We start from the raw sequence: 13,886 nt of genomic DNA, 5'->3' as shown, positions 1-13,886 counted from the left end.
TGAATGGCAATATTTTCGGCAGGCGAAATATTGTGATGGGCAGAATTTCCAGTGCTCGCAAGGGATGAGGGCGAAATATTTTTTTGTCGCGGAAGGGCGAATTGATGGCGATTCGGCGCTGCCGGAGGCGGAATTCTCAGAAAAGCGCGCGGCGAAAAGAGAACATTACTCTGTCGTCAAAACGTAATAATGGGGAAATAGAAAGGGCGGTGCGCGAAATAACCGGCAAGCGGCCGAGCAGGAAAAAATAATCATGCCGGGCCGCATTGCACCCGGCATCAGCGGTTTAAAAGTCCCAGTCTTCGTCTTCGGTTTCTACCGCTTTGCCCATCACGTAGGAGGAGCCGGAGCCGGAGAAGAAATCGTGATTTTCATCGGCGTTGGGCGAAAGGGCAGCGAGAATCGCCGGATTTACCGCGGTAAGCTCTGCCGGAAACAGCGCCTCATAACCCAGGTTCATCAGCGCCTTATTGGCGTTGTAGTGCAGAAAGGTTTTCACCTCTTCCGTCCAGCCGATGTCGGCATAGAGCGCCTCGGTATAGGCGACCTCATTCTCATACAGCGCCAGCAGCAGGTCGTAGGCGAACTGCTGCAGCGCCGCTTTGCGCGCGTCATCAACCTGCGCCAGCGCCTGCTGAAATTTATAGCCGATGTAGTAGCCATGCACCGCTTCGTCACGGATGATCAGCCGAATGAGATCGGCGGTATTGGTCAGCTTGCCGCGGCTTGACCAGTACATCGGCAGCCAGAAGCCGGAGTAAAAGAGAAATGACTCGAGAAACACGCTGGCGATCTTTTTCTTCAGCGGATCCTCGGCGTGGTAGTGCTGCAGAATAATGCGCGCCTTGTTCTGCAGCGCCTCGTTCTCCTCGCTCCACTGATAGGCGGCGTCGACGTCGCGGGTGTGGCAGAGCGTGGAGAAGATTGAGCTGTAGGAGCGCGCATGCACCGCCTCCATAAAGCTGATATTGGAGAGCACCGCCTCTTCGTGCGGCGTCAGCGCGTCCGGCATCAGGCCCGGCGCGCCAATCACATTTTGAATAGTGTCGAGCAGCGTCAGCCCGGTAAACACCCGAATCGTGAGCTGCTGCTGCTGGCTGTCCAGCGTCTGCCAGGCGGGCAGATCGTTCGACAGCGGCACCTTTTCCGGCAGCCAGAAGTTGCTGGTAAGACGGTTCCACACCTCTAGATCTTTCTCGTCCTGAAGACGGTTCCAGTTAATCGCCTGAATCTGTTGTAGTCGCATAGTTTCTATCACAGGGCGCAGGAAACGCAGCCCTGCACCTCCGTGCCCTGGAGCGCCATCTGGCGCAGTCGAATGTAGTAAAGCGTTTTGATGCCTTTCTTCCAGGCGTAAATCTGCGCTTTGTTGATGTCGCGGGTGGTGACGTCGTCGCGGAAAAAGAGCGTCAGCGACAGGCCCTGATCGACATGCTGCGTCGCTTCGGCATAGGTGTCGATAATCGCTTCCGGCCCGATCTGGTAGGCATCCTGATAGAGCGCGAGGTTCTCGTTGGTCAGGAAGGGCGCGGGATAGTAAACGCGTCCGGTTTTGCCCTCTTTGCGGATCTCAATGCGCGACACAATCGGGTGGATGCTCGAGGTGGCGTGGTTGATATAGGAGATCGAACCGGTCGGCGGAATCGCCTGCAGGTTCTGGTTATATAACCCGTGCGCCATCACCGCTTCGCGCAGCGCCTGCCAGTCGGCGCGCGTCGGCAGCGCAATGCCCGCCTCGGCGAACAGCTGCGCCACGCGCCCGGTGCGCGGCAGCCAGTCGCGCTCGACATACTTGTCGAAGTAGGTGCCGCTGGCATAGGTCGATTGCTCGAAGCCGTCGAACCGCTGCCCGCGCTCGCGCGCCAGCTGATTCGAGGTGCGCAGGGCGTAGTAAGTGACGCAGTAAAAATAGAGGTTGGTAAAATCGAGCCCTTCCGGCGACCCGTAGACAATCCCTTCCCGCGCCAGATAGCCGTGCAGGTTCATCTGGCCCAGACCGATGGCGTGCGATCGCTGGTTGCCTTCGGCCACCGACGGCACCGAGCCGATATGGCTCATATCGGAGACCGCCGTCAGCGCACGCACCGCCACCGTCACGGTATTGGCTAGATCGCCTGAATCCATGGCGTGCGCGATATTCAGCGAGCCGAGGTTGCAGGAGATATCCTTGCCGACGCGGCGATAGCTGAGATCCTCGTTGAACTCGCTGGCGCTGTTGACCTGCAAAATCTCCGAGCAGAGGTTGCTCATATTGATGCGACCGGCGATTGGGTTGCTGCGGTTCACGCTGTCCTCATACATGATGTAGGGATAGCCGGACTCGAACTGGATCTCCGCCAGCGTCTGGAAAAAGTCGCGCGGCTCGATCCAGCGCTTGCGGATGCGGTCGTCCGCCACCATCTCCTCATACTTTTCGCTGATGCTGATGTCGCCGAACGCCTGGCCATAGATGCGCTCGACGTCCCAGGGAGAAAAAAGCGCCATCTGGCGGTTCTCTTTCGCCAGCTGAAAGGTGATATCGGGGATGACCACGCCGAGCGACAGCGTCTTGATGCGGATCTTCTCGTCGGCGTTTTCCCGCCGGGTATCGAGAAAGCGCAGAATATCGGGGTGATGCGCGTTGAGCCAGACCGCACCCGCACCCTGACGCGCGCCAAGCTGATTGGCGTAGGAGAAGGCGTCCTCCAGCATCTTCATCACCGGAATCACGCCCGACGACTGATTCTCGATGCGTTTGATCGGCGCGCCGTTTTCGCGCAGGTTAGAGAGCAGAAACGCCACGCCGCCGCCGCGCTTAGAGAGCTGCAGCGCGGAATTCACCGCGCGGCCAATCGACTCCATATTGTCTTCGATGCGCAGCAGGAAACAGGAGACCAGCTCGCCGCGCTGCTGTTTGCCGCAGTTAAGGAAGGTCGGGGTCGCAGGCTGAAAGCGGCCGCTCAGCATCTCCTCCAGCAGCGATCGCGCCAGCGTCTCGCTGCCCTGCGCCAGCGTCAGCGCCACCATGCAGGCGCGCTGTTCGAAGCTCTCCAGATAGCGTTTGCCGTCGAAGCTCTTTAGCGTATAGCTGGTGTAGAACTTCCACGCGCCGAGAAAAGTTTTAAACTCAAAGCCCCAGGCCGCCGCCTCGTCATGAAAACGGCACAGAAAGTCGAAGTCGTACTGGTTCAGCACCGCCGCTTCGTAATAGCCTTCGTCCACCAGATAGCGCAGGCGCTCCGCCGCGCTGGCGAAAGCGACCGTATTCGGCGCGACGTGCTGCAGAAAGAACTGGCGGGTCGCTTCGCGATCTTTGCTGAACTGGATGCGGCCATCGGCATCGTAGAGGTTCAGCATGGCGTTCAGCGCGTGATAGTCGAGCGTTACGCCATTGAGGGTGTCTGTTGTTGCCAAAATTGGGTTACTCCCGCTTTAACCGTGGCGATGTCGTCCGGCGTGCCCATCAGCTCAAAGCGGTAGAGCACGGGAACCTGGCATTTTTGCGCGATGATGTCGCCCGCCAGGCAGTAAGCCTCGCCGAAATTGCGGTTGCCCGCGGCGATCACGCCGCGAATGCCGCGCCGGTTCGATTCATCATTAAGAAAGTGAATAACCTGTCTGGGCACCGCGCCGCGACTGCCGCCGCCGCCGTAGCTGGGCACCACCAGAATATAGGGCTGGCGCTGCTGCAGGCGCCCGGCCAGATCGAGCGGAATGCGCCGCGCCGGCAGGCCCAGACGGGTAATAAACCGATGGGTGTTTTCCGACTGGCTGGAGAAGTAGACCAGTGGAAACATGGCGCTACTCTCCTGCCGCCGCAAGCTGGCCCAGAGCGGCGATTTTGTCTGGACGGAAGCCGCTCCAGTGGTCGCTGCCCGCCATCACCACCGGCACCTGACGGTAGCCGAGCGCTTTCAGGTCGGCGGCGGCGTCAGGCTGCGCGTCAAGATTGATCAGCTGGCAGGCGATGCCGTGACGATCCATTGCCTGCTTCGTCGCGTTGCACTGGACACAGTGATCTTTAGTGTAAATAATAATGCGCATGATTCGTATTTCCCTTAACGCATGGGCCTGTTGGGGTAAACCGCAGACGATACGCTTTTTTCTGGACGGCGCCGCGGCTTGCATTTTGTGTCTGGACGATAGAGAAGATACTAGATATAGGGCCTAAAAAATTCAAGCACGCTATATATAGGGTTTTTGGCAAAAGATAGGCAAAAGACGGTTAACGCCAGGCAGCATGGGGATCGGGGCAGGAGAAAAAAATTTTAAATAGGCCGAGGCGGGTAAAGGGCGAAAAAAAGCCCCGCTTGCGCGAGGCCTTGAAAGTTCTGATGAGATTAGCGGCGACCGACCAGCAGCGCGCCTAACACCAGGCCGACCGCGGCGCCGATGCCCACACCGTGCCAGGGCTTGTCGTGCACGTAGGCGTCAACCTGGTAGCCCGCATCGCGCGCTGCCTGCGAGACGCGATTATGACCGCCGTTCAGTTTCGCACGCGTCTGCTTCAGCAGCGCCTGCGCCTGGCTGCGCGCAGAGTCCACCTCATCTTTCGCTTCACTGCCGTAAGATTTCAGCAGCGCTTCCAGTGAATCAGCGAGATCGTTCACATCCTGGTTAACATCAATGTCATCGTTTTTAGTGGTTCGATTAAACATTTTTTCGCTCCCTTTGATTTTAAACGTAATACTGAGTGTAGACGATGCAGAGATAAACGCATCGGCACATCCGGGGTTTAGGGAAATTCCGAAAGCCGCACAGCGGCGTGCTGTTGTAAGGTTGCGAGGCTTGAAAGAAGAGAGGAAAGAGCATGTATTTACGACCCGATGAGGTAGCGCGCGTTCTGGAGAAGGCGGGATTCGAAGTTGACGAGGTCACGCCCAAAGCTTACGGCTATCGTCGTGGCGACAGCTATGTCTATGTTAACCGCGAAGCCCGTATGGGACGCACGGCGCTGGTGATCCACCCCACGCTAAAAGAGAAGAGTCAGCCGTTCGCCGAACCGGCGTCAGAGATGAAAACCTGCGATCACTATACGCGGTTTCCGCTCTATCTGGCGGGCGAGTCGCAGGAGCACTACGGCATTCCCCACGGATTCAGTTCGCGCATCGCGCTGGAGCGCTATCTGCAAAGCGTCTTCGGCTGACGGCGGCCAGCCCCGTCAGCGCGGGGCGCGGCGCTTTTTTAGCAAAACCTTATCTTTTATCACGTTGCAATTCCCGGCGGCGACGCGTATAACCCTGCCATATAGATGTTTAGACGTCCATATGGATAAGAAGATGAGTGAACAGGAAAACCCGTCACGGGAACAATTCAAACGCACGATGAAAACGCGCCATCTGGTGATGCTATCGCTGGGCGGCGTGATCGGCACCGGGCTGTTTTTTAATACCGGCTATATCATTTCCACCACCGGCGCGGCGGGCACGCTGCTTGCCTACCTGATCGGCGCGCTGGTGGTCTGGCTGGTGATGGTCTGCCTCGGCGAGCTGTCGGTGGCGATGCCGGAAACCGGCGCCTTTCACGTCTACGCCGCGCGCTACCTCAGCCCGGCTACCGGCTACACCGTCGCCTGGCTCTACTGGCTTACCTGGACGGTGGCGCTCGGCTCCAGCTTTACCGCCGCGGGCTTCTGTATGCAGTACTGGTTTCCCCAGGTCCCGGTATGGATCTGGTGTCTGCTGTTCTGCGTCGCCATCTACTTACTGAATATCATCTCCACGCGTTTTTTCGCCGAAGGGGAGTTTTGGTTTTCCCTCATCAAGGTTGTCACCATCATCGCCTTTATCGTGCTGGGCGCGGCGGCGATGTTCGGCTTTATCCCGCTGAAAGACGGCAGCGCCGCGCCGGGACTGGGCAATCTCACCCAGCACGGCTGGCTGCCGCACGGCGTGCTGCCGATTATCATGACTATGGTGGCGGTTAACTTCGCCTTTTCCGGCACCGAGCTGATCGGCATCGCCGCAGGGGAAACGGAAAATCCACAGAAGGTGCTGCCGCTGGCGATCCGCACCACGGTGGCGCGACTGATTATCTTCTTCGTCGGCACGGTGCTGGTGCTGGCGGCGCTGATCCCGATGGAGCAGGCGGGGATCGTCAAAAGCCCCTTTGTGGTGGTGTTTGAAAAGATCGGTATTCCTTACGCGGCCGATATCGTTAACTTCGTTATTCTTACGGCGATCCTCTCGGCGGCCAACTCCGGGCTCTACGCCTCGGGGCGCATGCTCTGGTCGCTGGCGAATGAAAAGACGCTGCCGCGCTGCTTCGCCCGCGTCAATCAACGCGGCGTACCGCAGCTGGCGATTACCGTCAGCATGCTGGGCGGCGTGCTGGCGCTGCTCTCCAGCGTTATCGCGCCGGACACGGTGTTCGTCGCGCTGTCGGCCATCTCCGGCTTCGCGGTGGTCGCCGTCTGGCTCAGCATCTGCGCCTCGCACTACATGTTCCGCCGCCGTCATCTGGCGCAGGGCAGGGCGCTGGGCGAGCTGCTCTACCGCGCGCCGTTCTATCCGCTGACGCCGATACTGGGCTTCGCCCTCTGTCTGCTGGCGTGCGTCGGACTGGCGTTCGACCCTTCGCAGCGCATTGCGCTCTGGTGCGGCATTCCCTTTGTGCTGCTCTGCTATGCGGTTTACGCTGTTACCCATAAAAAATCGCAGGCTGAGGAGGCCAAAGATGCAGCATAATTCCGTGGCGCAGGCGCTGGCTGAAAGCGACATGCTGATTCTGGACGGCGCGCTGGCGACCGAACTGGAGGCGCGCGGCTGCAACCTGGCGGACGCCCTCTGGTCCGCTAAGGTGCTGATGGAAAATCCTGAGCTGATCTATCAGGTACACTACGACTATTTCGCCGCCGGCGCGCGCGTCGCCATTACCGCCAGCTATCAGGCGACGCCGCAGGGCTTCGCCGCGCGCGGGCTGGATGAGGCGCAGTCGCTGCAGCTTATCGCCCGCAGCGTTGAGCTGGCGCGGCGCGCGCGCGACGACTATCGCGCCGCAAGCGGCAGCCAGGCCGCGCTGCTGGTAGCGGGCTCGGTCGGGCCTTACGGCGCTTTCCTCGCCAACGGCGCGGAATACCGCGGCGACTATGCGCTGCCGGAAGAGGAGATGAAGGCGTTTCACCGTCCGCGCGTGCAGGCGCTGCTGGCGGCGGGTGCCGACCTGCTGGCGTGCGAAACGCTGCCCTCGTTTGCCGAAGCGCGGGCGCTCACCGCGCTGCTGGCGGCGTTTCCCGAGGCGCAGGCCTGGTTCTCCTTTACGCTGCGCGACGCGCAGCACATCAGCGACGGCACGCCGTTGCGCGAGGTGGCGGCTTTCCTGCAGGCGCAGCCGCAGATCGTCGCGCTGGGCATTAACTGCGTCGCGCTGGAGCAGGCGACGCCAGCGCTCCAGCAGCTACAGACGCTGACCAGCAAGCCGCTGGTGGTCTATCCCAACTCCGGCGAGCAGTATGACGCCGTCAGCAAAACCTGGCACTCCGCGCCGTCGGGCTGCACGCTGCATGACAAGCTGCCTGAGTGGCGCGCCGCCGGCGCGCGGCTGATTGGCGGCTGTTGCCGCACCACGCCGCAGGATATCGCGGCGATTGCGCACGGCTGTCAACCGCAATAAAGCGCAGAAAACAGGCGATGATAGGGCGATTAACCCTGCAAGGGCGGTTTACACTGCCCTTTCTGACCCTTAAGCGGATCCCTTCATGAAACAGCGACTTCTTATCCTTGCCGCCGCGCTGCTGCTTAGCGGCTGCGCCTCGATTGTCGGCTCCTCGACCCAGGCGGTGCGTATCGACTCGCTGCCGCAGGGCGCGCGCTTTACCGTACAGGATGAAGATGGGCGTTCGGTGGCGGAGGGCTATACGCCGCAAACCGTGGAGCTGGCGAAGTCGACCGGCCGCTATTTCGGCAAGAAGCACTATCAGGTGATGCTGGAGAGTCCGGGCTACGTGCCGGTGACGCTGCCGATCGAAGGCAAAGCGAACCTCTGGTATCTGCTGGGCAATATTCCGCTGGGCGGTTTTCCCGGCTGGCTGCTGGTCGATCCCTTTAACGGTGGAATGTACAACCTCCAGCCGGACCATCCGCGGCCTTTCCTCAATCCGGTTGGCGCGCGCGGCTAGCGGCGACGACTACTGCGCGGTGGGTTTCACCATCGCGCCGCCTGAGCGGAACCTTTCCAGAAACTGATGCTGGAAAATGCACATGCGGATGGTGTTGCGATACTCGCCGTTGATAAAGAACTCGTGCTTCAGCACCCCTTCCGTCTCAAATCCCAGCTTGCTGTAGATGTGAATCGCCTTCTCATTCTCCTGATCGACGATCAGATAGAGCTTGTAGAGATTCAGCACTGAAAAACCGTACTCCATCGCCAGCTTCGCCGCCTGGCTCGCCAGCCCTTTGCCCTGATGCGCCGGATCGATAATGATCTGAAACTCGGCGCGACGATGCACGTGGTTAATTTCCACCAGCTCCACCAGCCCGGCTTTCTGGCCGTCGTGCTCCACGACGAAGCGGCGTTCGCTCTGGTCGTGAATGTGCTTGTTATAGAGATCGGAGAGTTCAACAAAGGCCTCATAGGGCTCTTCGAACCAGTAGCGCATAACGCTGGCGTTGTTATCCAGCTGATGAACGAAGTGCAGATCTTCCCGCTCCAGCGGGCGTAGCTTAACCGTCATGGTCACCTCTTTGCAGACAGATTCCGCGCGAGTATAGCGCACAAGGCGCGCCAGCTCGCGCGAACCGTTATGCGCCAATCTGCTCGACGATGCGCCCCTGCGCCATGCGCGCGGCGCGGTCGCACATATGGTCGATCACGTCGGGATCGTGGCTGACCAGCACCATGGTCAAACCGTCGTCGCGCTTGAGATCGTTCAGCAGGTTAAGGATCTCCGCCTGTACCGACATATCGAGCGCCGAGGTCGGCTCATCCAGCAGCAGGATTTTCGGCTCCAGCAGCAGCGCGCGCACGATCGCCACGCGCTGGCGCTGGCCGCCGGAGAGCTGATGCGGATAGCGCGCCGCCAGCGCCGGATCGAGCCCGACGTGGCGAAAGCCCTGATCGATGCGGTCGTCGATATTGTCGCGGCGCAGCAGCTTCAGCGGCTCCGCCAGGGTGCGGCGCAGGCGGTGGCGCGGATGCAGCGAGGCGTAGGGATCCTGAAACACCATCTGCACGTCGCGGCGCAGCTGGCCGGTAAAGGGTTTGCCCGGCGCGACGTCGCTGCCCGCCAGCGCCATTTTTCCCTGCCAGTGCGGATTCAGCCCGGCCATCACCCACAGCAGCGACGACTTGCCGCAGCCGGACGGGCCCACCAGGCCGAAGCACTCACCGGCGTTGACCTGCAGATCGACCTCGTGCACCACGGTGCGCAGCTCGTAGCCCTGCTTGTGCGCGACGCTCAGCCGCTGAAGATTAATCATGGTTCGCCTCCAGCGCGGCGCGATCCAGCACCGGCAGCGGCTGGCCGTGGGTCGCTTTGCTCGGACGGCACGACCAGAGCGTGCGCGTATAGGGATGGGTGGCGCGCGGCAGATCGGCGGCGGGCAGCGTATCGAGCATGCGGCCTTTGTACATCACCATCACGCGTTCGCAGTGTTCGGAGACCTGCTGCAGGTCGTGGCTGATTAGCAGCAGACCCATATTGCGCGCCTCGACCAGGCGACGGATCAGCGCCAGCACCTGATCGCGCATGGCGTGGTCGAGCGCCGAGGTCGGCTCGTCGGCGATCAAAAAGGCGGGATCGGTAATCAGCGCGATCGCCAGCATCACGCGCTGGCCCATGCCGCCGGAAAGCTGGTGTGGATAGCGCTGCATCAGCTGGCGCGGCTGCGGCAGGCCTACGGCGTCGAGCATCTCGCACACCTTCTCCTTGCGCTCGCTGCGGCTCAGGCGGCGGTGCAGCAGCAGCGGCTCCTCGACCTGCCAGCCGATGGTGCGCGTCGGGTTGAGCGCATATTTCGGGTCCTGCATCACCATCGCCACCGTATCGCCGCGCAGCGCGCTCCAGGCTTTTTCGCTCAGGTGCAGCGCATCGTGGCCCGCCACCTCCAGCTTCTGGGCATTCAGGTGCAGCGCAGGGGAGAGCAGCCCCATCAGCGTGCGCGCGGTCAGCGATTTGCCGGAGCCCGATTCGCCCACCAGCGCCACGCGCTCGCGGCCGATGCGGAAGCTGATGTCCTCCACCAGCAGCGCGTCGTCGCTGCGGATGCTTAGCGACTCGGCGTGAAGTAACAGATCATTTGGCATGGCGGGTATCCAGTCGGTCGCGCAGGCCGTCGCCTGTCAGGTTAAAGGCCAGGCTGGCGAACAGAATCGCCGCGCCGGGGGCGGCGGCGACCCACCACTGGTCGAAAATCACTTTACTGCCTTCCGCTACCATCGAACCCCATTCGGCGGTCGGCGGCTGCACGCCCATGCCGAGAAAGCCAAGGCCGGCGGCGGAGAGAATAATGCCGCCGAGGCTGAGCGCGGCGCGCACCACGGCGGTGGGCAGGCAGAGCGGCAGAATATGGCCGAACATCAGGCGCAGCCCGGTGATGCCCTGCATCCGCGCGGCGGCCAGATAGTCGCTGCGGCGCAGCGCCAGGGTCTCGGCGCGCGCCTGGCGGGCGAAGGGCGGCCAGCTGGTGAGCGCCAGCGCCAGCGCGCCGTTCATCAGGCCGGGGCCGAGCATCGCCACCAGCGCCAGCGCGATCACCAGGTTCGGCAGCGAAAGAAAGATATCGGTAATGCGCATCAGCACGCGCTCCGTCCAGCCGCCAACGTAGCCGGCGGTAATACCGACCAGCAGGCCGACCGGAATGGTCAGCACCAGGATCAGCGACACCAGCAGCAGCGTCGGGCGCGCGCCGTAGATCACGCGGGAGAGCAGATCGCGGCCGAAGCCGTCGGTGCCGAACCAGTGCTGCGCCGAGGGCGGCAGCAGGCGCGCCGAAATGGTCTGCAGGTTGGGATCGAAGGGCGCGAGCAGCGGCGCGAGCAGGGCGGTCAGCACCAGGATCGCCACCAGCGTCAGGCCGATGGTTAGCGAGGTGACGCGGCGACGGCGGCGGCGCGGCCGCACGGTTTCGAGTTCAGAGAGTTGTTGCGTCATCGGGTTCTCGGATCGGTTAACCAGGTTAGGGCGTCCGCCAGGGCGTTAAGCAGGATGAAGCAGGCGCCAATCAGCAGCGTAGAGCCGAGGATGGCCGGTACGTCGGCCGAAAAGAGCGCGTTGGTCATATAGCGCCCGACGCCCGGCCAGGCGAAGACGGTCTCGGTCAGCACCGAGCCCTCCAGCAGCGTGGCGTAGGAGAGGGCGATCACCGTCACCAGCGTGCCCAGCACGTTGGGAAAAATATGGCGCAGCAAGATGCGGCCGCGACCGGCGCCCTTGGCGCGCGCCAGCGTCACATACTCTTTGCTACTCTCTTCCAGCAGCGCGGCGCGCAGCAGACGGGTAATGCCCGCCATCGCCAGCAGGCCAAGGATCACCACCGGCAGCCAGAGATGGGCGATAGCGTTGCGGAACATCTCGCGATCGCCAGAGAGCCAGCTGTCGATCAGCACGAAGCCGGTTTTCGGCTCCAGCGTATAGACGTAGAGATCGTCGAGCCGTCCCGGCCCGGCGGACCAGTGCAGCACGGCGTAAAACAGCAGCAGCCCGAGCAGGCCGAGCCAGAACACCGGCACCGAATAGCCGAGCAGGGAGACGAAGCGCGCCACGTTGTCAATCACGCTGCCGGGCTTCCAGGCGGCGAGCAGCGCCAGGCTGACGCCGAACAGGGCGGCGAAGATCATCGAGCAGGTCGCCAGCTCAATAGTCGCGGGGAAGGTCTGCATCAGATCGTGCGCCACCGGCTGATTGGTCAGGTGGGAAAGGCCGAGGTCGCCGCGCGCCAGGTGTTCGAGGTAGCGCCAGAACTGCACCAGCACCGGCTGATCCAGCCCCAGCTCGTGGCGCACCTGCGCATAGGTCGCTTCGCTGGCGTGATCGCCGGCGATCTGCTGCACCGGATCCACCGGCGAAAGGTGGGAGAGCATAAAGGTAAAGGCCAGCAGCCCAAGCAGCGTCACCAGCAGCGACAGCAGGCTGGTGACCAGCCGCGACAGGCGCGGCCAGAGTAGCCGGGCGAACCCGGCCTCCGAGGCTGACTGCGCCATTATTTGCTGACCTGCGAGTAGTAGACCATGTCAGGGTTGATGCCCTGCACGTAGCCTTTCAGGTTATCGCGCAGCGCCACCAGGTTACGCGCCTGCAGGCCGATCACGTACGGCGAGTTTTTCAGCACCGATTCCTGCATCGCTTTGTAGAGCGCCACACGCTTCTGCGGATCGCTCTCTGCGGTCGCCGCCAGCACCTGCTTGTTCAGCTCGGGAATATGCCAGTCGGAGCGGTAAGCGATGGTTTTGCTGCCATCTTCCGGGTTATAGGCGAACGAAGCGGCGTTGGTGTTGGGATCGAAGTAGTCCGCGCCCCAGGCGTTCAGCGTCGCCTGATATTTGTGCGCCTTCACGCTGGTGGAGACTTCCGAACTCAGGCCCGGCTGCACGTTGATCTTCACGCCGCCTTTGGCAAAGCTGCCCTGCAGCGCCTGCGCGATATCGAGGTAGGGCGGCTGGTTGCTGGTGGAGAGATCGAAGCTGACGTTGGTCAGGCCCGCTTTCTGCAGAATCGCTTTTGCCTTTTCCGGATCGTAGCTGTAAGGGGTATCGTTGACCGCGCCGAGGAAGCCTTTTGGCAGGAAGGTCTGATGCACGTCGAACTGGCCTTTCAGCAGGTCGTTGGCGATGCCCTTATAGTCGAACAGGTAGCGCGCCGCTTCCCACAGCGCCGGGTTCTTCAGGGTCTCGTTGCCGCCGACGTTGAACTGAATGTAGTAGAGCGACGCCATCGGGTAGGCTTCCGTCTTCACGCCCGCCTTGCCTTTCAACGAGGCGATCTGATCGGCACCGAGGTTACGCGCGATATCCGCGTCGCCCTGCTCCAGCAGCAGACGGCGCGCCGCCGGCTCCGGCACATTTTTAATCAGCACGTTTTTCAGTTTCGGCGCGCCGGCCGGCGAGGTCGGGTTGGCGCTCAGCAGCACCACCTGATGCAGTACCACTTTACGGATCTGATAGGGGCCGCTGCCCGCCGAGTTGGTTGCCAGCCAGCCGTTGCCCAGATCGCCGTTCTTCGCGTTCGCCATCACGGTTTTTTCATCGACGATAGAGGAGACCGGCGCGGAGAGCAGGCTCAGCACATAGGTCGGGCTGACGTTGGCGCTCCAGCTGATCTGCACGTGGTTGTCATCGACTTTCTTCAGGAAGCCGTCGACGTTCTCTTTGGTCCAGCCAAGCTGCGTCAGGATAAAAGAGGGATCGAGATTGAGCTTCACCACGCGGCCCAGTGAGAAGATGACATCTTCCGGGCGCAGCGGGTTGCCGCTGGAGAATTTAGCGTCTTTGCGCAGCTCAAAGGTCAGGCTGCGGTTATCGCTGCCCGGCTGCCAGCTGCTGGCGAGCGTCGGTTTCAGATCCGTCGGGTTTTGCGGATCGGACTGAACCAGGCGCTGATAGATATTGGTAAAGGCCTGCACGCTGGTCAGTTCAAATCCTTTGGCAGGATCGAAGCTGTCGGCGTCATCGATAGACTGTGCGATAACCAGCGTATCTTTTGGCGTAGAGGCCTGTGCGGCAAAGGCGGCTGTCAGCGAAAGCGCCAACAGGGAAGCAGCGGTTTTTTTCATGGTAATTCCTTGCCTTATAAAGTAGTCACGCGAGTGTACGAGAGGGCTTGAAGGAAGAATAGTCTATTATGGGCTAACCTTATGCATAAAGGTTATAAGGGCGGCGCTCTGGTTATAAGAGACGCAAAGCGGTGTTAACTAAGTATAGAGAAACAGAACCTCAACGAAGCGTATTTAGCCTTAATTTATTCTTTATCCTTT

15 protein-coding genes are annotated in these 13,886 nt (G+C 61.3%); 4 read left to right on the top strand and 11 right to left on the bottom strand.

Features of this window, described 5'->3' with window-relative positions; translation table 11 throughout:
• Window positions 1–286: 286 nt before the first annotated feature.
• From nrdF to Q9R34_RS18575, 5 genes are all read right to left on the bottom strand, one after another.
• Window positions 287–1,246 carry a class 1b ribonucleoside-diphosphate reductase subunit beta gene (gene nrdF / locus Q9R34_RS18595; RefSeq protein ID WP_485895624.1) on the bottom strand — a complete coding sequence of 320 codons (960 nt, stop codon included), beginning with the start codon at window positions 1,244–1,246 and terminating at the stop codon, window positions 287–289.
• A gap of 8 nt (window positions 1,247–1,254) precedes the next feature.
• The gene (nrdE, locus tag Q9R34_RS18590) at window positions 1,255–3,393 is read right to left on the bottom strand and encodes a class 1b ribonucleoside-diphosphate reductase subunit alpha (RefSeq protein ID WP_485895622.1); all 2,139 of its coding nucleotides are present in this window, start codon (window positions 3,391–3,393) and stop codon (window positions 1,255–1,257) included.
• Window positions 3,363–3,776, bottom strand: coding sequence for a class Ib ribonucleoside-diphosphate reductase assembly flavoprotein NrdI (gene nrdI, locus Q9R34_RS18585; RefSeq protein WP_434126993.1), 414 nt, complete (start codon window positions 3,774–3,776; stop codon window positions 3,363–3,365). Before nrdI ends, nrdE begins: the two co-directional genes overlap by 31 nt.
• Before the next feature lie 4 nt (window positions 3,777–3,780).
• A complete protein-coding gene (nrdH, locus tag Q9R34_RS18580) occupies window positions 3,781–4,023 on the bottom strand; it encodes a glutaredoxin-like protein NrdH (protein ID WP_434126992.1) in 243 nt (80 codons plus the stop codon).
• Window positions 4,024–4,319: 296 nt separating this feature from the next.
• Complete coding sequence (locus Q9R34_RS18575) at window positions 4,320–4,637, bottom strand: DUF883 family protein (RefSeq protein ID WP_434126991.1); 318 nt, start codon at window positions 4,635–4,637, stop codon at window positions 4,320–4,322.
• 152 nt (window positions 4,638–4,789) lie between these two features.
• On the opposite strand from Q9R34_RS18575, the gene Q9R34_RS18570 reads away from it, so the two are divergent.
• The 4 genes from Q9R34_RS18570 (at window position 4,790) to Q9R34_RS18555 (ending at window position 8,095) form a co-directional block, all read left to right on the top strand.
• The gene (locus tag Q9R34_RS18570; protein WP_033754097.1) at window positions 4,790–5,125 is read left to right on the top strand and encodes a DUF2002 family protein; all 336 of its coding nucleotides are present in this window, start codon (window positions 4,790–4,792) and stop codon (window positions 5,123–5,125) included.
• Between the two features lie 133 nt (window positions 5,126–5,258).
• Complete coding sequence (gene mmuP, locus Q9R34_RS18565) at window positions 5,259–6,665, top strand: S-methylmethionine permease (protein ID WP_485895619.1); 1,407 nt, start codon at window positions 5,259–5,261, stop codon at window positions 6,663–6,665.
• Window positions 6,655–7,590 (top strand): homocysteine S-methyltransferase, encoded by a 936-nt coding sequence (gene mmuM, locus Q9R34_RS18560; protein ID WP_434126989.1) that lies wholly within the window; start codon window positions 6,655–6,657, stop codon window positions 7,588–7,590. The genes mmuP and mmuM overlap by 11 nt, the downstream gene beginning before the upstream one ends.
• Before the next feature lie 85 nt (window positions 7,591–7,675).
• Entirely contained in the window at window positions 7,676–8,095 is a 420-nt protein-coding gene (locus Q9R34_RS18555) for a hypothetical protein (RefSeq protein WP_033754089.1), read from the top strand.
• A 9-nt stretch (window positions 8,096–8,104) separates the two neighbouring features.
• On the opposite strand, the gene speG is transcribed toward Q9R34_RS18555, so the two are convergent.
• The 6 genes from speG to Q9R34_RS18525 form a co-directional block, all read right to left on the bottom strand.
• The gene (gene speG, locus Q9R34_RS18550) at window positions 8,105–8,650 is read right to left on the bottom strand and encodes a spermidine N1-acetyltransferase (RefSeq protein ID WP_033791956.1); all 546 of its coding nucleotides are present in this window, start codon (window positions 8,648–8,650) and stop codon (window positions 8,105–8,107) included.
• 67 nt (window positions 8,651–8,717) lie between these two features.
• Window positions 8,718–9,395, bottom strand: a complete 678-nt coding sequence (locus tag Q9R34_RS18545) for an ABC transporter ATP-binding protein (RefSeq protein WP_434126988.1) — start codon at window positions 9,393–9,395, stop codon at window positions 8,718–8,720.
• On the bottom strand, window positions 9,388–10,221 hold the full coding sequence (locus Q9R34_RS18540) for an ABC transporter ATP-binding protein (RefSeq protein ID WP_434126987.1): 834 nt from the start codon (window positions 10,219–10,221) through the stop codon (window positions 9,388–9,390). Before Q9R34_RS18540 ends, Q9R34_RS18545 begins: the two co-directional genes overlap by 8 nt.
• A complete protein-coding gene (locus Q9R34_RS18535; RefSeq protein WP_434126986.1) occupies window positions 10,211–11,068 on the bottom strand; it encodes an ABC transporter permease in 858 nt (285 codons plus the stop codon). Before Q9R34_RS18535 ends, Q9R34_RS18540 begins: the two co-directional genes overlap by 11 nt.
• Entirely contained in the window at window positions 11,065–12,117 is a 1,053-nt protein-coding gene (locus Q9R34_RS18530; RefSeq protein ID WP_434126985.1) for an ABC transporter permease, read from the bottom strand. The genes Q9R34_RS18535 and Q9R34_RS18530 overlap by 4 nt, the downstream gene beginning before the upstream one ends.
• The gene (locus Q9R34_RS18525; RefSeq protein ID WP_485895615.1) at window positions 12,117–13,685 is read right to left on the bottom strand and encodes an ABC transporter substrate-binding protein; all 1,569 of its coding nucleotides are present in this window, start codon (window positions 13,683–13,685) and stop codon (window positions 12,117–12,119) included. The genes Q9R34_RS18530 and Q9R34_RS18525 overlap by 1 nt, the downstream gene beginning before the upstream one ends.
• Window positions 13,686–13,886 lie beyond the last annotated feature (201 nt).

It is taken from the genome of Enterobacter sp. BRE11, from assembly GCF_031844285.1.
GTDB lineage: Bacteria > Pseudomonadota > Gammaproteobacteria > Enterobacterales > Enterobacteriaceae > Pantoea.
Note: the sequence above shows the minus strand (reverse complement) of the source record. Positions and strands in the feature narration are given on the sequence as shown.

Coding starts and splice junctions, on each gene's coding strand:
- nrdF (WP_485895624.1), bottom strand. CDS start 1,246: ATGCGACTACAACAGATTCAGGCGATTAACTGGAACCGTCTTCAGGAC.
- nrdI (WP_434126993.1), bottom strand. CDS start 3,776: ATGTTTCCACTGGTCTACTTCTCCAGCCAGTCGGAAAACACCCATCGG.
- nrdH (WP_434126992.1), bottom strand. CDS start 4,023: ATGCGCATTATTATTTACACTAAAGATCACTGTGTCCAGTGCAACGCG.
- Q9R34_RS18575 (WP_434126991.1), bottom strand. CDS start 4,637: ATGTTTAATCGAACCACTAAAAACGATGACATTGATGTTAACCAGGAT.
- Q9R34_RS18570 (WP_033754097.1), top strand. CDS start 4,790: ATGTATTTACGACCCGATGAGGTAGCGCGCGTTCTGGAGAAGGCGGGA.
- mmuP (WP_485895619.1), top strand. CDS start 5,259: ATGAGTGAACAGGAAAACCCGTCACGGGAACAATTCAAACGCACGATG.
- mmuM (WP_434126989.1), top strand. CDS start 6,655: ATGCAGCATAATTCCGTGGCGCAGGCGCTGGCTGAAAGCGACATGCTG.
- Q9R34_RS18555 (WP_033754089.1), top strand. CDS start 7,676: ATGAAACAGCGACTTCTTATCCTTGCCGCCGCGCTGCTGCTTAGCGGC.
- speG (WP_033791956.1), bottom strand. CDS start 8,650: ATGACGGTTAAGCTACGCCCGCTGGAGCGGGAAGATCTGCACTTCGTT.
- Q9R34_RS18545 (WP_434126988.1), bottom strand. CDS start 9,395: ATGATTAATCTTCAGCGGCTGAGCGTCGCGCACAAGCAGGGCTACGAG.
- Q9R34_RS18540 (WP_434126987.1), bottom strand. CDS start 10,221: ATGCCAAATGATCTGTTACTTCACGCCGAGTCGCTAAGCATCCGCAGC.
- Q9R34_RS18535 (WP_434126986.1), bottom strand. CDS start 11,068: ATGACGCAACAACTCTCTGAACTCGAAACCGTGCGGCCGCGCCGCCGC.
- Q9R34_RS18530 (WP_434126985.1), bottom strand. CDS start 12,117: ATGGCGCAGTCAGCCTCGGAGGCCGGGTTCGCCCGGCTACTCTGGCCG.
- Q9R34_RS18525 (WP_485895615.1), bottom strand. CDS start 13,685: ATGAAAAAAACCGCTGCTTCCCTGTTGGCGCTTTCGCTGACAGCCGCC.